The sequence below is a fragment of the Paenibacillus naphthalenovorans genome, from assembly GCF_900099895.1.
Lineage (GTDB): Bacteria > Bacillota > Bacilli > Paenibacillales > NBRC-103111 > Paenibacillus_G > Paenibacillus_G naphthalenovorans.
Genome location: NZ_FNDY01000020.1, coordinates 1 through 23,638, shown reverse-complemented (window position 1 = coordinate 23,638; position 23,638 = coordinate 1). Strand labels below are relative to the sequence as shown.

The following is a 23,638-nucleotide window of genomic DNA, read 5'->3' as shown; positions in this document are numbered from 1 at the left end:
ACTCTTCACGGAAGCTCGTCATGATCTATATAACGCGATTCCCCTTCAATAATCGTTGCCTGTCCTTGCGTAATATCCGTCATCCAATGGATGAACCGCTCCGTCTCTTCAGCCAGAGGCAAGCAGGTCAGCGTCACTTTGTCGGTGAATGAGGTATCGCCCATCAGCATCCCCCGGTTCCTCAGCTCGTTATCCACTTTGCCGTGCCATGTGTAGTCGATTTCCACCAATACCTCGGTGTGCAATACCTTATACACGGGCTCCGCCGCCGCGAGTCCAATGACCGCTCCATCGGTATACGCGCGAACCAAGCCTCCTGCGCCAAGCAGGATCCCGCCAAAATACCGGGTGACGACTACGGCAACATTTTTCATCCCCTGGTTCTTGATGACTTCGAGAATCGGTTTCCCCGCCGTACCGCTCGGTTCTCCATCATCCGACGCTCTCTGAATCTCATCCCGCTCCCCGATCATGTAAGCCGAGCAATTATGCGTAGCGTTCCAATGCTCCTTCTTGATGCTTTCGATAAAAGCGATCGCCTCGTCTTCCGTCTCCACCGGCTTGGCATAACCGATAAACCGCGATTTCTTGATGACGACCTCCGCCGAACCGAAACGCTTTACCGTTCTGTACTGTGTGAGCATGGTCTTTCAGTGCCTCCTTTATATCTAACCGCCCTGCCCGTGTAGATTCGTGTTAGATCTAAAAAAAGCGGCTCTCCCAAGGGATGAGCCGCTTTGTCGCGTGTGCCAGAGTCCGTCGGCCTTACTGTTTCAGTCTGGCTTCTAGCTCAGCTTTTTGTTTCTCGTATCCCGGTTTTCCAAGCAACGCGAACATGTTTTTCTTATATGCTTCCACGCCCGGCTGATCGAACGGATTGACTCCAAGCAAGTATCCGCTGATTCCGCACGCTTTTTCAAAGAAGTAAACCATGTAACCGAACGTGTACGGGCTCATATCCGGCAGGGTAACGATAAGATTCGGTACGCCTCCGTCCGTATGGGCGAGCATCGTCCCTTCGAACGCTTTCTTGTTGACAAAATCCATCGTTTGGCCGCTGAGAAAGTTGAGTCCGTCCAAATCCTGCGGATCGCTGCCGATCACAATTTTCTCAGCAACCTCCTCGACTTGAATCACGGTCTCGAACAAATTGCGCGAGCCTTCTTGGATAAACTGTCCCATAGAATGAAGGTCCGTTGAAAAATCGACCGAGGAAGGGTAAATTCCTTTGTTATCCTTACCTTCGCTCTCACCGTACAGCTGCTTCCACCATTCCGACACATAGTGCAGGGATGGCTCATAGTTGACGAGAATTTCGGTTGTTTTGCCTTTGCGATAGAGCGCATTGCGTACCGCGGCATACTGGTAAGCTTCGTTTTCCTTCAAATTCGGATTGGAGTAAGCTTCACGCGCATCCGCCGCGCCGCGCATCATGGCTTCGATATCGATGCCGGCCGTTGCGATCGGCAGCAATCCTACTGCTGTCAGCACCGAATACCGGCCGCCCACATCATCCGGAATCACGAAGCTTTCGTACCCTTCCTCCGTGGCCAGTTTCTTCAAAGCCCCTCTGGCTTGATCGGTTGTCGCATAAATACGCTTGCGCGCCGCTTCCTTGCCGTATTTCTTTTCCAGCAGCTCGCGGAAAATGCGGAAGGCGACCGCCGGCTCCGTTGTCGTTCCGGATTTGGAGATCACGTTTACCGAGATGTCCTTGCCTTCGAGCAACTGGAGCAGATGAGCAACATAGGTGGAGCTGATGTTTTGGCCGACAAAATAAATTTCAGGCGTCTTGCGCTTGTCCTTGGGCAGCAGGTTATAGAAGCTGTGCGACAGCATCTCGATCGCCGCTCTGGCTCCCAGATAAGAGCCTCCGATACCGATCACCACGAGCGCATCGGAATCCGATTGAATCTGCCGGGCCGCTTTCTGAATGCGGGCAAATTCATCCTTGTCGTAATTGACTGGAAGATCGATCCAGCCGAGATAATCATTGCCTGCACCGGTTTTATTATGCAATTGGTCATGTGCCGCGGCTACCGCCCCGGCCAAATAATCCACTTCATGTTGTCCAATGAAATTCAGTGCTTTACTGTAATCAAAACGAAGTTTTGCTCCCATCGTAAACATGTCCTCCTATCCATTCATCTGGTTCTCTCTTTATGAAGACTATGTCGTAAATCCCTATCACATAGAATACTTTACTTTCTGTCCATAACGCAAGAGAACATTCACAGTCTCCCATAAAATACAAAAATCCATGCAGCCATGACGAGATCAACACGATCGGACGGATTTGCAGGGCAGCAGCGGAAAGGCCGGCCGCCGAAAAAATAAAAACCCCGCCCATCCGCCATCGTTATGTCATCATGGATCGGACAAGCGGGGTTTGACTTGCCGTACTATTCGCTAATGTAGGAGCAGCAGTAATCCGTCACCGTACGGACGTCAAGCTTGAACTTCTGTCCGGCCGGAACGGTGAATTCTCCCGTGCCGTTAATCTCCAGCCATTCCGTTGAACCGGGGAGCAGCACCTTCAGCTCACCGGCCAATATTTCCATCACTTCCTTCACGTCCGTACCGAACTCGTACTCGCCGGGCAGCATGATGCCGAGCGTCTTCCTCGTGCCGTCCGCGAACAGAACCGCGCGGCTTGTGACCTTCCCGTCGAAATAGACGTTTGCTTTTTTTACTACCGTTACATTCTCAAACTGCGACATCGCGCCAACGTTCCCCTCTGAATGGTTTATTTCAACAGCTGCTTTACGCGGGCAACCACGTTCTCTACGGTAAATCCGTACTCACGGATAACGACCGGACCCGGAGCCGATGCGCCGAACTTGTTGATGCCGAGCACGTCGCCCTGCTCGCCGACATAACGCTCCCAGCCAAACTCATGGCCCATTTCCACTGCCAAACGCGCTTTCACATCCGGCAGAATAACCGAATCCTTGTACTCTTGCGTCTGTTTATCGAACAACTCCCAGCTCGGCATGCTGATGACCCGGACAGCCACGCCTTCTTCGGCAAGCTGCTTCTGAGCCTCAACAGCCAGCTGCACTTCCGTACCTGTCGCGATAATTTGCGCTTGCGGCTTGCCATCCGGAGCATCGGCAAGCACATATGCGCCGCGATCGACCGCGCCCTTCTCCGAGCCCTCCAGCTTCGGAGCCGCTTGACGGGAGAGAATCAGCGCGACCGGACCGCCCTTGTTCTCTACCGCATAACGCCATGCCGCCGCAGTTTCGCTGCCGTCCGCCGGACGGATCACCGTTACGCCCGGAATGACGCGAAGCGCCGCCAACTGCTCGATCGGCTCATGCGTCGGGCCGTCTTCGCCGACACCGATGCTGTCATGCGTAAAGACGTAGATCGCCGGTACATTCATGATGGCTGCGAGACGAATGGCCGGACGCAGGTAATCCGAGAAAACGAAGAACGTTCCGCCGAATACTTTCAGGCCGCCGTGCAGCAGCATCCCGTTCACTGCCGCGCCCATTCCGAACTCGCGTACGCCGAAGTAAACGTTCCGGCCGCTGTAATCCTTGGCCGACAATACGCCGAGGTCTTTCATATGCGTCATCGTCGACGATTCGAGATCCGCAGATCCGCCGATCAGATGCGGCACATTCTTGGCAATTTCGTTGAGCACGATGCCCGATGCCGTCCGGGTTCCTTTCTCTGCAGGCGGAGCGATCGAGATGTCTTTATCCCAGCCTTCCGGCAGATCGCCCTTCACGGCAATTTCAAACTGCTTTGCAAGCTCAGGATACGCCTTGGCGTATTCGGCAAACATGGCGTTCCATCCTTCGTATATATCCCTGTTGCGCTTTTTCACGTCTTCAAAATGCTTGCGCACTTCATCCGGCACGTGGAAATGCTGCGTATCGTCCCAACCGTAAGCCTTCTTCGTCAGCGCGACTTCTTCCGCACCCAGCGGCGATCCGTGCGGGCCCGCATGTCCGCCTTTGCCCGCTTTGTTCGGGCTGCCGTAACCGATAACCGTCTTCACCTCGATCAAGGTCGGACGATAATCGGCCTGCGCTTCCAGCACCGCATTGTGAATCGCCTGCAGATCGTTGCCGTCCTCTACGCGAAGCACCTGCCAACCGTAGCCTTCAAAGCGCTTGGCCACATTCTCGGAGAAGGACAGATTGAGCTCGCCGTCCAGCGAGATATCGTTAGAATCGTAAAGTACGATCAATTTGCCAAGCTTCAGATGACCGGCAAGCGATGCGGACTCCGAAGAGATCCCTTCCATCAGGTCGCCGTCACCGCAAATGACATAAGTATAATGGTCGATCACACGGTATTGATCACGATTATATACGGCAGACAAATGAGCTTCCGCCATGGCCATACCTACCGCCATACCGAAACCTTGTCCAAGCGGGCCTGTAGTCGCATCGACGCCAACCGTGTGGCCCACTTCCGGGTGACCCGGCGTTTTGCTGCCCCATTGCCGGAAATTCTTTAGCTCTTCCATCGGCAAATCATATCCGCAGAGATGCAGCAAGCTGTACAGCAGCATGGAACCATGTCCGGCCGACAGCACAAACCGGTCGCGGTTGATCCAATTCGGCTGATCCGGATAATGCTTCATCAGCTTGGCGAACAGCTCATATCCCATCGGCGCGGCTCCCATAGGCATGCCGGGATGTCCGGACTTCGCCTTCTCTACCGCATCGATGGAAAGGGTGCGGATGGTATCCACGGAAAGTTGCTCAATCGATTTGTTTGTTACCGTCATTATTATCCTCCCACTTCTACTCTTTGTCTTGTATCGCATCAGTGTGTCAAGCCGTGAATCGCCTTCATTACAAACAGCAAGCTACCCTTATGCAGCGTAAGCTGTTCACGTGTGCATCATTCTCCGGCCACTTCAAGTACTTGCCCTATTGTACCATTCTCCGCATGAGTTTTCCATAACCCGTACACTTCTATTCTACCAAATAATCTACTGCAAAATTGTTGTTCACTGACACAGCGGCGCTGGCCTGGTGGCTTGCCAGCCACTTCTTGTATTCTGTGCTGCTCGCCCGCTGCGGCGCATGGTCTCTGCGCAAGCTGCAGCAGGAAAATAAACAAGACGGTACTGAGCCATAGCCAGCACCGTCTTTCTTTTGCCGCATATGTTGCTACGCAGACAGACTGTCTTTGTTCAACAGCAGAAACACTTTCCCTTCCGCATCCACTTCAACCGGAAACGTCATCACACAGCCTTCATCGGGAGCCTGCACCAAACCGTCCTTCATATTGATCTTCCAGTCGTGCAGGGGACAAAAAACGTGATGATCGCAAACGATTCCTTCCGACAGCTTCCCGTTCTTATGGGGGCAGCGGTTTTCGATGGCGTGCAATTCCCCGCTCGAAAGCTTGAAGACGGCAATCTCCGTACCGGCTACCTTTACCGTTCTGGACCGCAGCGCCGGGATATCCGATACCCGGGCTACCATAATACGCTCCATCAGCGCTCACCTCGTTCAAAATAATGTCGACCCAATCCGGGCGCCACCGTCCGGTTCCCTCTTATTCCGCCGCGGCGGCGGCATCCTTCGCCGGAAGCGATTCAAACATGGCGCGCAGCTCGGGCGTCTCAATGATTTCCTTCCAAGGGTCCTTCATCAGCTTCAGCGTCTCGTCGATACGCGCCACAAGCGCCTTTCGCTTCTCCTCGGTATCCAAAGCCTGCCGAATCACGTCCAGGCCGACACGCTGTACCCATTCGCTCGTCCGTTCGTTCCATTTGGCGTTCTCCCGGTAATACTGCAAGAATGCAGCCGAGTATTCGAGCACCTCCTCTTTTGTCCTGACCTTCCACATCAAGTCGGACGCCCTGACCTTGACGCCGCCGTTGCCGCCAATATACAGCTCCCAGCCGCCGTCGATGGCCACAACGCCGAAGTCCTTGATTGTCGCTTCCGCACAGTTGCGCGGACATCCGGATACGGCCATTTTCACCTTGGCCGGTGTGTTCAACCGCTCAAAACGCCGCTCCAGCTCAATACCCATGGAGATCGAATCCTGTGTTCCGAACCGGCAGAAGGTCGAACCGACACAAGTTTTCACTGTACGGAGAGCTTTGCCGTAACCATAGCCGGACGGCATATCGAGCTCTTCCCACATCCCCGGCAGATCTTCTTTCTTCACGCCGAGCAGATCAATACGCTGACCGCCTGTAATTTTGACCATCGGCACGTCATATTTTTCCGCCACTTCGGCGATTTTTTTCAATTCCTTGGGAGAAGTCACCCCGCCATAAATTCTCGGTATGACGGAGTAAGTGCCGTCCTTCTGAATGTTGGCGTGATTCCGTTCATTAACAAAGCGCGACTCCCGCTCTTCTGCGTGCTCTACAGGCCAAACCATGCCGAGATAATAGTTCAGCGCAGGACGGCATTTGGAGCAGCCCTCCGGATTCGACCATTCGAGCACATGCATAACCTCTTTGCTCGTCGTCAAATGCATCGAGCGAATAGCCGCTACCACCTCGTCCCGGTCCAATGTCGTACAGCCGCAGATTCCCTCTTTGGCCGCGGTGACGGCATCCTCCCCCAGCGTACAGTTCAGTACCTGGGCGACGAGCGGTTTACATCCCCCGCAGGATCGCGAGGCATTCGTACAAGCCTTGATCTCCTCAACCGAAGTGAGTCGCTTTTCTTGAATGGCTTTCACTATGGTTCCTTTGGTCACGCCGTTGCATCCGCATACGATCTCGTTATCGCTCATCGCCCCGACCGCCGTCCCGCCGTTACCGTTCCTGCTGCCAAAGTCTTCGCCCAGCACGATTTCCTTCTCCCGGCCGCTGATATCTTCCCCCGTTCGTATCAGTTGGAAGATGCGGGAGCTGTCGCTTGTATCGCCAAACATCACGGCGCCGACCACTTTCCCATCCCGGATCAAAATCTTTTTGTAGATGCCGTCAATTTCATCTTGAATCCTAATGGCGCGCGTTCCCGGCTCTTCGTTATATTGACCGCCGGAGAAGACGTCAACGCCCGACACCTTGAGCTTGGTGGACGTGACCGATCCCCGGTACCCTTCGCACTCAAGGCCGCACAGCTTCTTGGCAAGCACATCCCCCTGTTCATACAACGGGGCTACAAGTCCGTAAGCAACGCCTCGGTGCTCAGCGCACTCCCCGACCGCATAGATATTCGGGACGCTGGTTTGCAAGTAATCGTTTACCACGATGCCGCGATTCAGCTCAATCCCGCTTTCCTTGGCAAGCGCAACGTTCGGCCGTATCCCAACCGCCATCACGACGAGGTCGGCTTCCTCAAAGCCGCCGTCCTTGAACTTGACCCCGGTTACCCTCTTCTTGCCCACGATTTGTTCCGTCTGCTTCTCCAAAAGAAACTTCATGCCCTGACGTTCCAGCTCGGCCTGCAGCATTCTCGAAGCCGTTTCATCCAACTGGCGCTCCATCAAATAATGGTTAATATGGACAACCGATACCTCCATATTCAGATTGAGCAGTCCGCGTGCCGCTTCCAGTCCGAGCAGACCTCCGCCGATGACGACCGCTTTCTTATATTGCTTGGCCGTCTCCATCATCGTTTCGCAGTCCTTGATATCCCGGAAAGCGATAACCCCTTCCTTGTCCGCCCCGGGAATCGGAAGCATGAACGGCAGCGAGCCTGTTGCCAGGATCAGCTCATCATAAGCTGCGGTCACGCCTTTATCGGAAACAACCTTCTGGTTGGCCGTATCGATCTTCGTCACGGTATGCCCTGCATGGAACGTAATGTTGTTGTCCCGATACCAGTCCCAGTCGTTCAGGACGATGTCCTTCAATCCGGAATCCCCGGCAAGCACCGACGAAAGTAAAATCCGATTGTAATTCGGATATGGCTCCGCCCCGAAAATCGTAATATCGAACATCTGAGGGGCCAGCTTTAAAATATGCTCTACACACCGTACGCCCGCCATCCCATTGCCAACCAGCACCAGCTTCCGTTTCATGCCTCTCCACTCCTCATCCTAAAATTCATTACACAAAACGTTATATTTAAGAAATTATTGAATATTTTCATCCGGAAATCCTATTTTGTGTAATGTTTATTTACATTTACTTATGTAAAACCAATATACACGATAAATCCGTATCATACAATATATTCTTCTGAAATTTATTGATTTTTTATGCATTTATTTTTAAAAAACCGAATATTAAATGATTTAATTTATTTTATTGTTCGTTTTTTATAAAAGTTTCCCTTCAAATGAATATATAAACTTCAATTTTATGTTATATTATATTACATATAAATCAAAGCTGATAGGTTACTTCAATATCCCTAGTCTCCATAAACATCTTTCATAGTACAAAAATAAGGCCGACCCGCTTCTTTACTTCAAAGAAGACGTGTCGACCTTCATGATTCAACCGCATCCGGGCCTCCTGACCCTTTCACGTTTTTTTAACTGAACACTACCGTTTTATTTTGATGCACAATGACGCGATCCTCCACGTGCCAACCGACGGCCCGCGCCAACACCGTTCTTTCGATATGGCGCCCGATGCGCTTCAGGTCATCCACATTGTCGCGGTGGCTTACCCGCTGCACGTCCTGCTCGATGATCGGCCCGCCATCCAGCTCCTCCGTGACGTAATGCGCCGTAGCTCCAATGATTTTTACGCCGCGGTTATATGCCTGAGCGTACGGCTTGCCGCCGATGAAAGCCGGAAGGAACGAATGGTGGATGTTGATAATCCGGTTCGGAAAATGCTCTATAAACTTCGGCGAGATAATCTGCATGTAGCGGGCCAGGATGACCACATCCACCTTCCCGGCCACCAGCTCAAGCTGACGCTTCTCCGCTTCAGCCTTCGTATCCGGTGTTACGGGAATATAATGATAAGGTATGCCGAGCGGCTCAACAAGCTCCCGCATGTGGTCATGATTACTGATGACCATCGCAATGTCCGCATCGAGATCCCCCGACTGCCAGTGCCAGAGCAGCTCCAGCAGGCAGTGGTCTTCCTTGGATACGAAGATGGCGAGGCGCTTCCTGCGGCTTGCGCGTGTCATCCTCCAGTCCATCTCAAATTCCTTCGCCACGTTGTCGAAATCGGCTTTGAGCCGTTCGATCCGTGCATCCAGATTGTCGAGATCGAATTCGATCCGGATAAAGAATAAGCCTCCCTCCGGATCCATCGTATATTGATCGGATTGAACGATATTGGCGCCATGCTCGTATAAAAACCGCGAAACCGCGGCCACGATACCCGGCCTGTCCGGACAGGATACCAGCATGCGGGCACGATTTTGTAAATCTGTACTTGTTCTCTTAGGGGTGATTTTTGGAACCATTACATTTTCTACTCCTTCATTAAACTGACCATTATACGGCGGCAAACAAATGCTCACCGGCAAACCACGCAGTCAAACGGTGATTAATCTGTTCTTCGGTTAATTCGGGGAACAAGCCTTCTGCAACAACCATGTCATAAAGTCGCTCCATCGGCTCGCGGCCATCCGCTTTTTTGGCTTTGGCATCCGTCTTGAGAACTTCCCACGTCTGAAGCACATACGTTCTCGGATTCAGCTCCTGCTTCGAGAAAAAGTGCGCCAATCGCTCTACATCCGAGAGGAACTCTTCGCCGAACCGCTCTTTCACGGTGCCCCCCAACAGAGCAATCTCCGCCTCATACATCGGACGCTGGTAGCTATCCTGCTTACCGATCCACGGAGTCTCCAGTATAAACGGCAGATGCTTCAGCTTCTCGTGGTGAACCACGCCGTTCATCGCATCGAAACCGATCCAGCCCGAGCCAACAGTGGCATGGCGGTCTTTCCCCGCTCCAATCGGATTTTTGCTGTCGTTCAGATGAACCACCGCAATACGGTCCAGACCGATCACACGATCAAACTCCTCCAGCACGCCATCCAGATCGTTCACGATATCGTAACCCGCATCATTCACGTGGCACGTATCAAAGCACACTGACAGACGGCCGTTGTCATCCACCTTCTCGATAATCTGCGCCAGTTCTTCGAAACTGCGGCCGATTTCCGTCCCCTTGCCAGCCATCGTCTCCAGCGCAATTTTTACATCCGTATCCTTCACGCCTGCCAGCACCTCATTCAAGCCTTGAGCGATGCGCGCAATACCGAACTCGGCATCCTTGTCCGTGTAAGCGCCCGGATGCAGTACAATCTGCTTTACGCCTATATAATCCGTACGGCGAATTTCTTCCTGAAGAAAACGTACCGCCAGCTCGAATGTGTCCTCTTTATACGATCCCAGGTTAATGATATAGGGAGCATGTACGATAATTTCATCGATGCCATGCTTGTCCATCAGCTCTTTGCCTTCTTCGATATACTGCGATTCAATCGGCTTGCGGCGCGTATTTTGCGGCGCCCCCGTATAAATCATAAACGTGCCGGAGCCGTACGAAACAGCTTCTTTCGCAGCATTCAGCAGCCCTTTATCTGAAAACGATACGTGTGATCCAATTTTAACCATGACCGGAATTCACTCCTTTTCACATCACATCTCTCTATTTTACTAGGATTGCGTCCGGAAATCTAGAATAGGAAATGTTTCTCTAACCAAAAGGCGCTCCTGCTCCAATCTGCCGTTTTCCTGAAGCCCGGATTTACGGTATAATGGAAGCGAGGTGAAATGTACGATGCTTTTATCCAGTTCCGTCCCGCCCTCGGGATTTATGTGGTTTATCCTGTTTTGGGTGTTCGTGCTGCTGTTCTTTATGTCGATCGGCGGCTATTTTATGTTCCGCAAATTTTTGAAGGTGCTTCCGATGGGAAATGACGGCAAATCCAAGCTCGACTGGCAAAATCATTATGTCGAATCATCCCGGCATCTATGGACGGAGGAATCCAAAGCCTTCCTTGAAATGCTCGTTGAACCGGTCCCCAAGCCTTTCCGTGACATCGCCAGGCATTCCATCGCCGCCCGGATCGGACAAGTGGCCCTGGAGGACAACGCCACTGAAATCACAAAGGATCATTGCATCAAGGGTTACATTCTCGCAACGCCAAAACGCGATTACAAGAGTCTGACCTCCTTTCTCGACAAAAAGCAAATCGACTATACCGCTTATAAGCATCTGCTTCAGTAGCAGCTTGGATATCCCTCTCCGATACGCCGGGAGGGATTTTTGCTGCGTGAACCCCTGTTATAGACAGAGTTCAACAAAAAGACCCCCGTCCCTCAAAGGGAACGGAGGTCTCCCATACGGCGGTCTATTTCCGCTTTTTGCCGTTTCCCGGATCCTCGTCGTACAGGGCCACGCTCAATGTGGTTTGATACTCCGTTGTCCGCGGCGATTTCATATCCCGCTTCTGCGAACGGAGACCCACCATCCCAATGCCGTCCAAAGGCAGAGTAAGCGGCAGTTCCTCCTGCTTGACGAAGCCCACACGACCGTCCAGAATAACGTACAGATCCACCTTCTCCTGCGATTTCATATCGATGGTCAAAAATCTCTTCCCATTCGGCTGCACCGCCGTCTCGATCTCACCGAACAGCTTCACATTTTTCACAATGACACCCTGATCGTTAAAATAATCCGTTACACGAATCACCGATTTATCCGACCATTCCGGATTCTGATGATTCCCGCCGGCAGAGCCGCCCGAATTTGGCGGAACGATGATACTGCTGCCTGGATTGTTATTGAAGGAACCCCCGCCTGATGATGGCGCTCCTCCGCCTGTTCCCGCAGAACCACCGCCGGAGCCAGATGCATCAAGCTCGACAGACGTATAGTCCGAGAGCAGGCTGTTGTTTTTAAGGTAGCTGTAAATCCGGTTAAGAATAGTCACAGCTTCCGCGCGTGTCACTCTATCCTTCGGCCGGAAGTATCCATCGTCGTTCGGCGTCATGATGCCGTTGGCCTTCAGACTGACGAGCGCTGTAGATTGCACGTTCGAGAGCGGATCGTCTCCAAACTTGCAGTTGCTGGAATGGTTGCCCATAAAGAGCGATGGATATACATTGCTGCTTTCAATATCCATCAACCCTCCCGCCTCGTATCTTCCGTCCGCCTTGGCGGCAGCATATTCCTCAGGATCCGTAAACAGCCTGACAGGGACATCCTTAAACTCCATCATAACGGCACACACATCGTTTTCACTCAGCCTGCGGTCCATCAGCCGCTGATCGAAGAATGCGTAAAGCATCTGCGCCAGCTGAAGCCGGTTCAACGCTTGATCAGGCCGGAAGGCCAAATCCCCGGTTCGGCTCACGCCGTATCCGCCGATGCGAAAGGACGCGTTATACATATCCATAATCGGCCGATGTGCCCAGTGAAGCGGAGGCACGTCCGTAAAATAGCTGATTTTCTCCATCCCCACCGCATACTGGTTGGGACGGTACTTATTAAACAAACGATGGACCATCACTGTCCATTCCGCTTTGCTGACCGTTTGGTCCGGACGAAACAGGCCGTCGGGATAACCAGTTAATACTTGCTTGTCGGTCATCAGCCGTATGGCGTTGATCGCCCAGGCGTAGCGCTGCGGATCGACGTCCGGGAAGCCGGTGTCCGCACTGAATGCCCGGACCGGCAATAACGACAGCAAAAGAGTGAATGACACCAGAAGCACGAGTTTGCGCCACATCGGGCTGCTAGCATTTCTCATGAGTCGCAATACCTCCCATCTCTTTCCTTTTTTTATCGGTAGGAGGGGCATATTTTGTTACAGCAAACCTTGAATTCGTCCCGGAATGCACGACCTGTAGATTCTTCCCTTTTCGAGGAGAGCAATACCGATTGCTTGTTTCAAGGCATCCCCGGCGGCCGCTGCATTCAATGCTCCGTTAATAGACAGTCCACCCGAAAAAAAGGAATCAACGCCCGTTTGACGAAATATTGGTGTAGTAAGGCCATATTCATCATCGGTTCAAAAACGAGGGAGGGACATCATGTTCGGTGATCAAGAAAAGATACTCCTGTATGGGCTTATTCTTATGATTGCTGCCGCCGCCGTCCGGCTCGTCTTAAGGAAGAAACGAAATCGCCCGCAGCACATCCATTCCGGCCGAAGCAAACGACCTCTGTCCAAGCAAAGCTGCTCTTACTGTAAAAAGAAAGTCCCTCCAAAGGAACTGACCTTTTATTCCGGCCGCGGCAGAGTGGTCGGTGTCTGCAAATTATGCCGTCCTCAAGCCGAACGGCAGGCCCTGCTGCGCCTATAGCTTACTCATAAGGAGCCCTCCCGAGAAGGAGGTTTTTGTCATTTTCAATGCGTCCGTCCAGCGGATTTAAGCGTACAGAGCGTTGTCGTCACGCCTCCAACCGTAATCGTAATCACAGACAGCACCAATGTCTCCGCCGAGATCAGCAGGCCTCCCAAACTGATAATGACCGCATCCAGAATAAAAATGATGATCCCTACATTAAACGTAACATACTTCGAAAGAAATTGAGCCAGCAAATCCGTTCCCCCGGTACTGGTATCATATCGCAGCATGATTCCGATTCCCGCGCCGATAATCAAGCCTCCGATTACGCTGCTGCTGACCGGCGTCAAATTTACATAATAGAGAAAATAATAATGGAACGGTTCCAAGATATCAATCAGATAGGAGGAAAGCAGCATGCCATGCAAACTGTTGTAGACCAACTCCCGGTAATAAATCCATGCCAATGTAAAGATGGGTATGCTGCACAGGATGACTACAAGTCCCACTTTGAATTCGAACAAATAATTAATAATGAGAGCTATGCCGATAATCCCGCCGTCCAAAACTTTAAACGGCATCAAAAAACAATTCACACCCATCGCGATTAGCAAGCTTCCCGTTATGATTGCAACGATTTTATGGTACAGCAACCCAACCAGCTCCCATTAAGGCATGTCTGATTTATATGCTGAACACATCAAAAATGTGCATTAATCCCTATTTACTCTTAACGAAGAGATAAAGCGCAAAAGAAAAAACCCTTGAATACCAAGGGTTTCCGGATTTAAGCCAAAATGCGGTTGAGAGGACTCGAACCTCCACGGGCGTACGCCCACTACCCCCTCAAGATAGCGTGTCTGCCATTCCACCACAACCGCGCATAATATAATTATATCTTGTTCTCCAGCAAGAGTAAAGCCCGCTCGTTTGACAGCACTTCATACCCGAATGTTTTTTACTATATTTCTTTTTAACGGTTTAAAAATTTAAACCATGAAACATCCCGGCACGGAAATACGTTTAAACCGTATGAACAAATTTCCATATGGGGAGTGGACGGAATGATCTCTTTTGGCGATCCGTTTAGCGGTTCTTTTGGTGGTCCGCCGCCTGTTTTTTCAATGATGTTTACTCTTATTACGACGCTCATTGTGGGGGCTGCTTTGTTTATATTGGGCCGGGGGGTTTACACCTGGATGAGCAATAACGCCAGCGAACGAATCACCAAGCCGGCTTTTGTCGTTTCCAAACGGACAAGAGTCAGCGGGGGCGAACATACTTCAGCCCATACTTCATATTATGTCACGTTTGAATTTGATCAGGGAGAACGACGCGAATTCCATGTTCGCCCCGGCGATTACGGTCTGTTGGCGGAAGGCGATCAGGGGCAGCTTTCCTATCAAGGCACCCGCTTCCTGGAATTTGAGAGATCCCGGCAGCAATCCATTTATTGAGGCTGCTCCAACGTCGGAAAAGATGAGACGCCATCCAAGCGTTTGCCTCCAGAGCGTCTCTCTCTTACCACATTCGACAGAAAATAAGCCTGATGATCCTATTGGGATCACCAGGCTTATTGAATGCGGTTGAGAGGACTCGAACCTCCACGAGCGTACGCTCACTACCCCCTCAAGATAGCGTGTCTGCCATTCCACCACAACCGCAGGTTAAAATGATTATAACGACCCGTAGGGGATACTCCTCGCTGCGCTCCGAGACTGCGAAGCCGATGCTAGCGAAGCTTATCCTCCGACGAACCCTCAGGGGTTCAAATCCCCTTTAATATGACCCGTAGGGGATTCGAACCCCTGTTACCTCCGTGAAAGGGAGGTGTCTTAACCCCTTGACCAACGGGCCATGCCATAATGAAAATCGACTGCCTTTTAAGCGACAAGAGTTATTATAGCGGAATGTTCCGAGGTTGACAAGATGTTTTTTCGACAGTTTTTCGGGAACAAAAGCAAGCTTTGGGAACGGAAATTCCGTTATGCCAGTCAGGGAAAAATAAAGCCTTTTAATGAGGTGCCAGTTATCTGCTGAATTACCGATGAACCGCCGACCGAATGACCGAACAAGACATTCGCGTTCCGGATCAAGACGATAGCGCCTGGATACATATCTCCGACCCGGTTCCGGCGCAGGTCGAGTATTCCTGGAAAAGCCGTTTCACTGCTGCCCTTGGTGGTGGAGGTCCGCATCATGCTGAAATAGCGTCTCAAAATGAACCGCCATAAGGAACATTGTATTGACGTTTTTTTGCCATTATCGAGAAATATTACCAAAGGTGTACGAAGCAGAACACTTGCCACAATCCTTATGTTCTCGTATCGCATGAAATTTTCCATTTCAAACGTTCAACTCCGGCGAGTCATCTTGTGGAGAAAAATCGCTTCTCGACGCCATAAGACATCAAAAACTTACCTTCTATGCAAGAAAGCAGAAGCTTATGTCATCGACATCGATGATCATATTTCCCGGGTAATCGACCCGCTCGACATATATAGAGAATCGCTGACAGGCCTTTTAATCGGATCGGATGAACGAAATTACGAAAATGCTCACGATCATTAGCTTTATTTTTCCGCCGCTGACCTTTATTGTCGAATTGTTAAGGCATGAACTTCAAAAGGATTCCCAAACTGAATTGGCCTTTCGGTTATTGAATGTATGGATTTTAATGATCGGTTTCACCGTTGGAATTACGAGACCGCGAGACTCCGCAGCGTTCCCTACGCTGCTCCGCCGCCCCCTCTTCTCGTGTTCGAACCCTCTCATATTCCCATATATAGCAAAAACCGCCTTCCGGCGGTTTATTTTGCTATATATACGGAGAGAGAGGGATTCGAACCCTCGCACCACTTACGCAGTCTAACCCCTTAGCAGAGGGTCCCCTTGAGCCACTTGGGTATCTCTCCAAGATAAGAATGGCTCCCCGAACAGGACTCGAACCTGTGACAACTCGATTAACAGTCGAGTGCTCTACCGACTGAGCTATCGGGGAAGAACAATTTTAAATTTATCATGATTGCTGCTCCAAGTCAAGCATGTGCCATTTCAATTGTGAGCAATCTCAATTTCCCTTTGCAATGTCCACAAACGTATTTGCGCGGGTCAGCCTTCCTTTTACGCAAATACTCCGCCTTGCAGCTCACACATACGAGCTTGTACCGGTATGGCTCCTTGCGCCGCAGCGATTGAGGCAGTGATCTGCAATATCGAGTTCCGCCCACTTTGGCGAGCAGTTGCTTGAAGTCACTGTCCCGATGCTGATAACCTTTGCCCCGAATATGCAGATGGTAATGGCACAGCTCATGCTTAATGATTTTTTCCACATCGGAGGCACCAAATTGCTCGTACTGAAGCCAGCTGATTTCAATGTCATGCGTACAGGTAAAATACCGTCCCCCTGTAGAACGCAGCCGCCGGTTAAATCGAGCCTGATGCTCAAAAGGCAGCCCAAACGACGTCAATGATATTTGCTCCACCCACAGCTGAAGCTGCCGGTCATCCATTGATTTTTCCCATCCTTTATTCGTTTTCTACCTCAAGTTTCATCACTTGAATTGTAACCGCAGGTTAGGCTAAACTGTCAAGTAGGAATCATGAAAATCATTCTTGCGCACGAATTAACGTTTGATCTTATGAGAGGAGCCGCCTTCCAATGCCCAAAATGAAATACGCTTTACTTCAACATAACGATCAATTGGAATTTGTCGAAATGCCGGCAACGCATATGTACCAATTGGCCGCACTCAATCAAAGACTTCACAAGGAGCTGGATAAGCTGACCATCCCGTCCAAACCGGCCTTGCCGGTATTTATTGCGGAATTCGAACAGCTTGAGATCGTCCATCCGGCATACAAGCTGCAGCAAGGCCTGGATTACATCAATGCACTCGAGAAAGCCTTCTCCGCCCTTAGGGAACAGGAAAAAGAGTACCCTCTCATTTCCCTTCTTACGGAAATTCGCGCCCTTCAAGCACAGCTTGAGCAGTGGTACGAAGAGGAAGAAGAACTTGCGTAATTCATAAGGACCTGCACCCCACGGTCCCTTTCACCATATGCTAAAGATGTACGAAGCATGACGGGAAGGGGCTGATCGGCTTGCCACAGTGGCTATGCAACCAACTGATGCGCGCCTTTTACAACAAAAACCACCGGCAAATCCGTTTACTTAACGATTGCTGGTTCTTTTACCGGACACGCAGACAAGACGCGCATTATACGGAATCCCAGCTTCATTGAACATCTCCATACCAATGCGAATAGAGCATATGCCAGTCGAAAGGGGCTCGCCTCGCCATGTCAACCAAGCGAAGCCCCTTGCCTCCGGCCTATGCTCTATTATTTGCTTAAGAAGGCTTTTTCATCGTCAAACCGACGCGGCCTTTTTTCACATCCACGTTAAGCACCCACACCGTCACTACATCGCCTACGGAAACGACATCCATCGGATGCTTTACGAAGGAATCGCTCATCTGGGAAATGTGAACAAGCCCGTCGTTCTTAATTCCGATATCGACGAACGCGCCGAAATCGATCACGTTACGGACGGTCCCCTTCAGTTCCATGCCCGGAGCCAAATCCTCGATCTGCAGCACATCGGTGCGGAAAATCGGAGCAGGAAGCTCCTCCCGCGGGTCGCGTCCCGGCCGCTGCAGCGAATCGAGAATGTCGCGAAGCGTCGGTACCCCGACATCCAGCTTTAAGGCCAACTCCTCGGGTTCCAGCCTGCCGAGAATTTCTTTCAGTTCGGCGGTGCCAAGCTGCGACAGCTCCAGCTTCAGCTCGCGGAACAGCTTATCCACCACCTCGTACGACTCGGGATGGATCGGCGTATTATCCAGCGGATTAGCGCCATCCGGGATACGCAGAAAGCCCGCGCACTGCTCGAATGCCTTCGCCCCAAGCCGCGGCACCTTCTGCAGCTGCTTCCGGCTCTCGAATTTCCCGTTCTCATCGCGGTATTTCACGATGTTTTTGGCCAGTGTACTGTTCACACCCGACACATAGGACAGCAGCGCCGGGGATGCCGTATTCACATCTACTCCCACATGGTTCACCACGGACTCGACAACGAAGGTCAGGCTTTCATCAAGCCTTTTTTGCGTAACGTCGTGCTGGTACTGCCCAACGCCGATCGCTTTCGGCTCGATTTTGACAAGCTCCGCCAACGGATCCTGGACCCTCCGGGCAATCGAAATCGCACTGCGTTCCGCCACGTCCAGATCAGGGAACTCCGTCTGCGCCAGCTTCGACGCCGAGTACACGCTCGCCCCAGCCTCGCTGACAATCAAATACTGCAGCTTCCGTCCCTTCAGTTCGCCAATCAGTTCGGCTACGAACTGCTCCGTTTCACGGGAAGCCGTTCCGTTGCCGATAACGATCAATTCTACACCGTACTTGTCGATCAGCCGCCCGAAGATGACCTTCGCTTCCGCCACCTTATTGTTTGGAGGTGTCGGATAAGTAACGGCGATTTCGAGCAATTTGCCCGTATCGTCCACTACCGCAAGCTTACAGCCTGTCCGGTAAGCGGGGTCCACGCCGAGCACCACCTTGCCTTTAACCGGCGGCTGCAGAAGCAGGTTGCGCAGGTTCTCCGCGAACACCTCGATCGCTTTTTCCTCCGCTTTCTCCGTCATCTCGTTACGCACTTCCCGCTCAATCGATGAGGATATCAGCCTTTTATACGCATCCTCAATGACGGCCTGCAGCGTATCCTGAACCACAGAAGGTCCTTGGATGATTTGCTTCGCTATATATTCATGGATACGCTCCACAGGCACATCCAGCATCACCTTCAGCACTTCCTCCCGCTCCCCGCGGTTTACCGCCAGAATACGGTGAGGCGGCAGTTTGCGAACCGGCTCCTGATAGCTGTAGTACATCTCATAGACGGACTCCTGCTGAGCGTCTTTCGCTTCCGTACGAAGCACACCCTGCTCAAACGTGTAGCGGCGTACCCAAGCCCGGATTTTCGCGTCATCCGCGATTTGCTCGGCAATGATATCCATAGCGCCCTGAACGGCTTCCTCAGCCGTCTGCACGCCCTTCTCCTCACTAATATAGCCCGCCGCTTCCGACAGCAGCTCGCCCTGCTTGGGCTGAGCCAAAATCCACTCCGCCAGCGGTTCCAGGCCCTTCTCCTTGGCCACGCTTGCCCGCGTCTTGCGTTTTTGACGGTAAGGCCGATACAGATCTTCAACCTCCTGCAGCTTCACCGACTGTTCAATGGCAGTCCGCAGCTCGTCGGTCAGCTTTCCCTGCTCGTCGATCAAACGGACAACCTCCAGCTTCCGGTCCTCCAGATTGCGAAGATACGTCAGCCGCTCCTCAATGTCACGCAGTTGATTTTCATCGAGCTCTCCCGTCATTTCCTTACGGTACCGTGCGATAAAAGGAATGGTATTCCCCTCATCCAAAAGCCCAACGGTCGTTTTCACCCGGCTTACCGCAATTTGAAGCTCCGAAGCGATCTGCTTCACAATCCGCTCCTGAATCGCCGACTTCATCTCTGCGGTCAGCTCTGCCTTAGATTGTTCATTCTCCGCTTGTACCGTTTGCTCTTGTGCCATCCAAAGTTTCTCCTCTCCATATGCCAACAACGAAAAAACGAGGGCACACGCACCCCCGCCTCGCCAGCACCTTTTAAAACTCAATTAGTCCTACGCTGATTTGCAAAGCCTCGTCGACCTTGCGCATGGTTTCTTCATCCAAGTGCGTGATTTTATCCGTTAACCGCTGCTTGTCAATGGTCCGGATTTGTTCTAGCAGAATGACCGAATCCCTGTCAAAACCGTGCGCTTCCGCGTCAATCTCCACGTGCGTCGGCAGCTTGGCCTTCTGAATCTGTGCTGTAATCGCTGCCACGATCACCGTGGGGCTGAAGCGATTGCCAATATCATTCTGAATGATCAGAACAGGACGAATGCCGCCCTGCTCGGAACCCACGACCGGTGAGAGATCCGCGAAAAAGACATCGCCACGTTTGACAATCAATCGTCACACCCCGCTTACAAGACGGTCAAGCGTGCCATCCGCTTCTTCCTCCGCCTGAAATGCTTCCGAGGCTATGTGTAGGTTGATCTTAGCCATTTCCATATAGCCGCGCTGCATGGAATCGCGCAAATGCCTCTTTTTTCGCTCAATCAAATACAGCTTCATTGCCTGACGGATAAACTCGCTGCGGTTGGAATTTTCCTTTTCCACCAGATGGTCGACTTCCTTCAGCAAGTAATCCGGCAAGCTGATCATGATTCGCTTCGTATTATGCGCACCCGCCACCAACATACACCCCCAAAAACATACAAACACCTATTTCCATTATGGCAACATCCCAGTAAAAATATACAAAATCAATATATGCACAAGGTATAGCAAATATGCTATACCGTTAGGCGTCCACAGACTATTAGTATACATATTCGCGGAAAAACATGAAAATCCTCTCAACCCGGAGAAAAAAAACTTTGGAAAAATGAACCCCTTACTCTGTCCGCTCCCACCTATGCCGGAGCAGCGGATTGACCGTATGCGAGACGCGCCCCTCTTTGATATAAACTCGCGGAACGCGGTGCGAGATCATGCAGATGACTTCGTAATTGATGGTTCCAAGCCACTGAGCATGCTCCTCCGCCGTAATTCGCTCTTCTCCCTGGCTTCCCAGAATGACGACTTCTTCTTCGACAGATATATCGGCAAGACCCGTCACATTCATCATACATTGATCCATACAAATTCTGCCCACGATCGGCACACGCTGTCCTTTGATCAGCACCTGCGCCTTGCCCGTCAGTATTCGCGAGAATCCGTCCGCATACCCGATCGGCAGCGTAGCGATTGTTTCTTCGCCCTCTGTCCGGTAAATCGCGCCATAGCTAACACCTGCGCCGGGAGGCACCTTTTTGACCATGACTACGGCCGATTTGATGCTTAGTACCGGCTGAAGATCAATGATTTGCTGATTGACCTCCTCCGAAGGGTACAAGCCGTACATGCTGATCCCGAGCCGTACCATATTATACGTCAAATTCGGCGTATCGATCGCCGCGGCACTGTTGCCCGCATGCACCCAGGGGAACCGGATTCCTTGACGGTGAAAATGCTCCACCACCCGTTCAAAGCGACCGTACTGCTCCAGTGTATAGCTTTTATCCGTCTCGTCTGCGCAAGCATAATGGGTGAACAGCCCTTCCACCCGCAGCCCGGGTATCCGCATCGCCCGTTCAATCAGTTCAATCGCTTCATGCTCTTCAGTCAACCCGAGCCGGTTCATGCCGGAGTCAATCTTAATATGAATGTTCAGCGGACGCTCCCTGGGCCCCAAACGCTCCCAAGCATCCAACAGCTCATGCGTGTAAACATTTAGCGTAATATCGTTCTCCCAGGCCGTCTCCAGCCCTTCAGGCGGCGTATAACCCAACACCAGGATCGGCGCTGTTATTCCCGCTTGCCTCAGCTCAAGGCCCTCGTCCAAAAATGCTACAGCAATATACTTCACACCGCTGCTAAGCGCCTCCCTGCAAACCTCTACGGCGCCGTGGCCATAGGCGTCCGCTTTGACGACAGCCATCATGCTTACATGCTCAGGAAGTACTCTTCGAAACTCCTCCAGGTTGTGACGCAGTGCATCAAGCGAAATTTCTACCCGCGTCGGCCGGTAAAACGAATCCACTAGGTCCACCTTCTTCTCAAGTCTCACAAAAGCAAGGGAAGCCACCCCATTTGGGGAAGAGCTTCCCTAATGACTAGAACTATGTTAATCCGTATACCCTTGTCCTGTCAACGATATCACGGATTTTTAACAGTTTGGGAAAGATTCCAAAAACAAAATTTCCGTTTACTCGCCCCAGACCTTCGGAAAGAAACACGGGTAGAGCTTCAAATTTTGACAGGCTGCCAAAAGGGAGTTCTGCCGGAATCAACGATCGCTTCCGCCGAAATCTAGCAAGAGCTCAACTCCACGATTTTACATTGGATATCCTAAAAAACCACCACTCCGCTTGGAGACTGAAACTCAAATGCTTAAGCCTCATTCTATCCTTTTAGCGGGCGATAGCCAATCATAGCCCCGCAGAAATTTTGCCTGCAGGGCCATACTCCAATAGGCCATAGAGGTGTTATTTCCCCATTTCTCCTTGAACGGCTTGCGCAATCTTAATCATTTCCGTTTCCGGCAGATCTGCGGTCGACAACCGGAACTCTACCCCATCATATGTCCAGGTCAGCGTTTTTTTGGCATCCCCCGTTACAACACCGAGCGTAAAGCCCAGGTCCAGGATGTCCCCCGGCATATTGGTCACCGTTTTCGTCACAGGCCGCGATTCCAACAGCGTGTAATTATAAGTCCCCGAGTACCGAAGCATTACAGCTTTATCATCACCCAGCGTCAGCTCCGTCACATCCTGCTTCTTCACCCCGCTCGGCATATAGTTCGGCTCAATAATACCGAACGACTGCTGCTTGGCCGCATCCGTTTTCTCACCCGCAGCCGTACCTTTTGCCCCGGTTCCGTTCGCCGCGGCGCCTTTGCTCTCACCTGTCGTTCCCTCTTCCGCCGCACCGGCGTTCGCATCGTCATGATGTACTATCGTCGGCTGCGTCATCAGGTTCCAACCGGTCATATTACGCTGCATATCAAAATGATCCTTTTCAAACTTCGTACCGAATTCAAATACATCAAACTTCACGATCACCAAAACATTTGCATTCGCATCCGACACTTCCACATGCTGCGGCGCATAATTTCTCTTATCAAGCCACACCTTCTGCCGCGCAAGCGACCCGTTCTGGTAGTTCGCCACCACATCAAATACATACGACTTCTCATCGGACGTAAATTGGCGCTCATTATCCATCAGAATGCTGTCCACAAGCGACTGGTACAAATAAACTTGTCCCTGATTTTCCGGCCAATCGCTCTGGAAGCGGAAGCTCTTGTTCAAATGCGGCGTCAGCACGAACACCCCATCATCATTGCGAAGCACAATCTGCGTAATGTCCTTCTTGGCATTCGTCAACACAATCCGGTAATAAGAAGGCTCCAGGTAGCAAACCTCAACGTCGTACTCCTGCGGCTCCTGCCCCGTATTGAGCGTCATCTTCCCCTTGCCGTGGTAACTTTGCAGCTTGCTTCTTACCCCATCCAAATCCTTAACAACCGATCCCGCATCCTTCTTCCCTATCAGGCCGCATCCGCTGACCACCAAGCTCAAGCAAACCATCACAAGGGCCACCACCCACGTGAACCGCCGCATAGCTTCATCCCCTCCACGACATAATCAAACTGATCTTGATAACATGTCTATGTGGAGGGTTGGACAATTATGCAGACAAGGTGATGTTCTTTATATAGGTTTTCCAGTGATTTTATTGTATGATAACATGACCTATGCAGTTCGTGGTAAGACCTGGTAAAGTTCTGGTCTGGGTGTAACCCAAAGAAGCATTAAATAATGCTCTGGCCAAAACAATTCAA

At 51.5% G+C, this 23,638-nt stretch carries 23 protein-coding genes and 5 tRNA genes; 6 read left to right on the top strand and 22 right to left on the bottom strand.

Annotated features, from left to right (window positions below; all coding sequences use genetic code 11):
- Nucleotides 1–5 precede the first annotated feature (5 nt).
- The 4 genes from BLT35_RS17405 to tkt form a co-directional block, all read right to left on the bottom strand.
- Nucleotides 6–644 (bottom strand): YigZ family protein, encoded by a 639-nt coding sequence (locus tag BLT35_RS17405; RefSeq protein WP_062409884.1) that lies wholly within the window; start codon nucleotides 642–644, stop codon nucleotides 6–8.
- 121 nt (nucleotides 645–765) lie between these two features.
- Nucleotides 766–2,121, bottom strand: coding sequence for a glucose-6-phosphate isomerase (locus BLT35_RS17400; RefSeq protein WP_054818174.1), 1,356 nt, complete (start codon nucleotides 2,119–2,121; stop codon nucleotides 766–768).
- Nucleotides 2,122–2,402: 281 nt separating this feature from the next.
- Entirely contained in the window at nucleotides 2,403–2,720 is a 318-nt protein-coding gene (gene ppnP, locus BLT35_RS17395; RefSeq protein WP_054818173.1) for a pyrimidine/purine nucleoside phosphorylase, read from the bottom strand.
- Nucleotides 2,721–2,746: 26 nt separating this feature from the next.
- Nucleotides 2,747–4,750: a transketolase gene (gene tkt / locus BLT35_RS17390; RefSeq protein WP_082660880.1), complete on the bottom strand. Its 2,004-nt coding sequence runs from the start codon at nucleotides 4,748–4,750 to the stop codon at nucleotides 2,747–2,749.
- A 221-nt stretch (nucleotides 4,751–4,971) separates the two neighbouring features.
- Here tkt and BLT35_RS27830 point away from each other — a divergent pair, with 221 nt between their 5' ends.
- On the top strand, nucleotides 4,972–5,106 hold the full coding sequence (locus BLT35_RS27830; protein ID WP_302848196.1) for a hypothetical protein: 135 nt from the start codon (nucleotides 4,972–4,974) through the stop codon (nucleotides 5,104–5,106).
- A 32-nt stretch (nucleotides 5,107–5,138) separates the two neighbouring features.
- Here the strand turns inward: BLT35_RS27830 and nirD are convergent, their stop codons facing one another.
- The 4 genes from nirD to BLT35_RS17370 all read right to left on the bottom strand — a co-directional run bounded on the left by nirD (nucleotide 5,139) and on the right by BLT35_RS17370 (nucleotide 10,476).
- Nucleotides 5,139–5,468 (bottom strand): nitrite reductase small subunit NirD, encoded by a 330-nt coding sequence (gene nirD, locus BLT35_RS17385; RefSeq protein WP_062409885.1) that lies wholly within the window; start codon nucleotides 5,466–5,468, stop codon nucleotides 5,139–5,141.
- Between the two features lie 61 nt (nucleotides 5,469–5,529).
- On the bottom strand, nucleotides 5,530–7,965 hold the full coding sequence (gene nirB, locus BLT35_RS17380; protein WP_054818172.1) for a nitrite reductase large subunit NirB: 2,436 nt from the start codon (nucleotides 7,963–7,965) through the stop codon (nucleotides 5,530–5,532).
- Nucleotides 7,966–8,423: 458 nt separating this feature from the next.
- Nucleotides 8,424–9,317, bottom strand: coding sequence for a formyltetrahydrofolate deformylase (gene purU, locus BLT35_RS17375; RefSeq protein WP_054818171.1), 894 nt, complete (start codon nucleotides 9,315–9,317; stop codon nucleotides 8,424–8,426).
- Between the two features lie 31 nt (nucleotides 9,318–9,348).
- A complete protein-coding gene (locus tag BLT35_RS17370) occupies nucleotides 9,349–10,476 on the bottom strand; it encodes a deoxyribonuclease IV (RefSeq protein ID WP_062409887.1) in 1,128 nt (375 codons plus the stop codon).
- A gap of 166 nt (nucleotides 10,477–10,642) precedes the next feature.
- On the opposite strand from BLT35_RS17370, the gene BLT35_RS17365 reads away from it, so the two are divergent.
- Nucleotides 10,643–11,092, top strand: coding sequence for a DUF2621 domain-containing protein (locus BLT35_RS17365; RefSeq protein WP_054818170.1), 450 nt, complete (start codon nucleotides 10,643–10,645; stop codon nucleotides 11,090–11,092).
- Nucleotides 11,093–11,216: 124 nt separating this feature from the next.
- Here the strand turns inward: BLT35_RS17365 and BLT35_RS17360 are convergent, their stop codons facing one another.
- The gene (locus tag BLT35_RS17360) at nucleotides 11,217–12,617 is read right to left on the bottom strand and encodes an S-layer homology domain-containing protein (protein ID WP_074729154.1); all 1,401 of its coding nucleotides are present in this window, start codon (nucleotides 12,615–12,617) and stop codon (nucleotides 11,217–11,219) included.
- A gap of 283 nt (nucleotides 12,618–12,900) precedes the next feature.
- Between BLT35_RS17360 and BLT35_RS17350 the strand changes: the two genes are divergently transcribed.
- A complete protein-coding gene (locus BLT35_RS17350; RefSeq protein WP_054818166.1) occupies nucleotides 12,901–13,173 on the top strand; it encodes a hypothetical protein in 273 nt (90 codons plus the stop codon).
- 44 nt (nucleotides 13,174–13,217) lie between these two features.
- On the opposite strand, the gene BLT35_RS17345 is transcribed toward BLT35_RS17350, so the two are convergent.
- On the bottom strand, nucleotides 13,218–13,811 hold the full coding sequence (locus BLT35_RS17345) for a YitT family protein (RefSeq protein ID WP_074729152.1): 594 nt from the start codon (nucleotides 13,809–13,811) through the stop codon (nucleotides 13,218–13,220).
- A 145-nt stretch (nucleotides 13,812–13,956) separates the two neighbouring features.
- Nucleotides 13,957–14,039: transfer RNA gene (locus BLT35_RS17340), tRNA-Leu, on the bottom strand.
- Between the two features lie 243 nt (nucleotides 14,040–14,282).
- On the opposite strand from BLT35_RS17340, the gene BLT35_RS17335 reads away from it, so the two are divergent.
- Nucleotides 14,283–14,615 (top strand): DUF2500 domain-containing protein, encoded by a 333-nt coding sequence (locus BLT35_RS17335; protein ID WP_254777597.1) that lies wholly within the window; start codon nucleotides 14,283–14,285, stop codon nucleotides 14,613–14,615.
- 124 nt (nucleotides 14,616–14,739) lie between these two features.
- Here BLT35_RS17335 and BLT35_RS17330 read toward each other — a convergent pair.
- From BLT35_RS17330 to BLT35_RS17305, 6 genes are all read right to left on the bottom strand, one after another.
- Nucleotides 14,740–14,822, bottom strand: a tRNA-Leu gene (locus BLT35_RS17330).
- 121 nt (nucleotides 14,823–14,943) lie between these two features.
- Nucleotides 14,944–15,015, bottom strand: a tRNA-Glu gene (locus tag BLT35_RS17325).
- 137 nt (nucleotides 15,016–15,152) lie between these two features.
- Nucleotides 15,153–15,359 carry a hypothetical protein gene (locus BLT35_RS26535; protein ID WP_175472008.1) on the bottom strand — a complete coding sequence of 69 codons (207 nt, stop codon included), beginning with the start codon at nucleotides 15,357–15,359 and terminating at the stop codon, nucleotides 15,153–15,155.
- A 626-nt stretch (nucleotides 15,360–15,985) separates the two neighbouring features.
- Nucleotides 15,986–16,073 (bottom strand) — tRNA-Ser (locus tag BLT35_RS17315).
- Nucleotides 16,074–16,083: 10 nt separating this feature from the next.
- Nucleotides 16,084–16,159: transfer RNA gene (locus BLT35_RS17310), tRNA-Asn, on the bottom strand.
- 37 nt (nucleotides 16,160–16,196) lie between these two features.
- Nucleotides 16,197–16,670, bottom strand: a complete 474-nt coding sequence (locus BLT35_RS17305; RefSeq protein WP_074729147.1) for a SprT family protein — start codon at nucleotides 16,668–16,670, stop codon at nucleotides 16,197–16,199.
- A gap of 149 nt (nucleotides 16,671–16,819) precedes the next feature.
- Between BLT35_RS17305 and BLT35_RS17300 the strand changes: the two genes are divergently transcribed.
- Together BLT35_RS17300 and cmpA are read left to right on the top strand one after the other, a co-directional pair.
- On the top strand, nucleotides 16,820–17,182 hold the full coding sequence (locus BLT35_RS17300; RefSeq protein ID WP_074729145.1) for a hydrolase/acyltransferase: 363 nt from the start codon (nucleotides 16,820–16,822) through the stop codon (nucleotides 17,180–17,182).
- A gap of 80 nt (nucleotides 17,183–17,262) precedes the next feature.
- Nucleotides 17,263–17,403 (top strand): cortex morphogenetic protein CmpA, encoded by a 141-nt coding sequence (cmpA, locus tag BLT35_RS26530; RefSeq protein ID WP_137670414.1) that lies wholly within the window; start codon nucleotides 17,263–17,265, stop codon nucleotides 17,401–17,403.
- A 107-nt stretch (nucleotides 17,404–17,510) separates the two neighbouring features.
- Here the strand turns inward: cmpA and BLT35_RS17295 are convergent, their stop codons facing one another.
- The 5 genes from BLT35_RS17295 to BLT35_RS17275 form a co-directional block, all read right to left on the bottom strand.
- The gene (locus BLT35_RS17295) at nucleotides 17,511–19,736 is read right to left on the bottom strand and encodes a Tex family protein (RefSeq protein WP_074729143.1); all 2,226 of its coding nucleotides are present in this window, start codon (nucleotides 19,734–19,736) and stop codon (nucleotides 17,511–17,513) included.
- 73 nt (nucleotides 19,737–19,809) lie between these two features.
- Nucleotides 19,810–20,160 carry a type II toxin-antitoxin system PemK/MazF family toxin gene (locus BLT35_RS17290; RefSeq protein ID WP_010494553.1) on the bottom strand — a complete coding sequence of 117 codons (351 nt, stop codon included), beginning with the start codon at nucleotides 20,158–20,160 and terminating at the stop codon, nucleotides 19,810–19,812.
- Nucleotides 20,161–20,163: 3 nt separating this feature from the next.
- A complete protein-coding gene (locus tag BLT35_RS17285; RefSeq protein WP_062411056.1) occupies nucleotides 20,164–20,445 on the bottom strand; it encodes a CopG family ribbon-helix-helix protein in 282 nt (93 codons plus the stop codon).
- Nucleotides 20,446–20,647: 202 nt separating this feature from the next.
- Complete coding sequence (alr, locus tag BLT35_RS17280; protein ID WP_062409894.1) at nucleotides 20,648–21,835, bottom strand: alanine racemase; 1,188 nt, start codon at nucleotides 21,833–21,835, stop codon at nucleotides 20,648–20,650.
- A 445-nt stretch (nucleotides 21,836–22,280) separates the two neighbouring features.
- Nucleotides 22,281–23,417, bottom strand: a complete 1,137-nt coding sequence (locus BLT35_RS17275; protein ID WP_054820301.1) for an outer membrane lipoprotein-sorting protein — start codon at nucleotides 23,415–23,417, stop codon at nucleotides 22,281–22,283.
- Nucleotides 23,418–23,638: the final 221 nt, after the last annotated feature.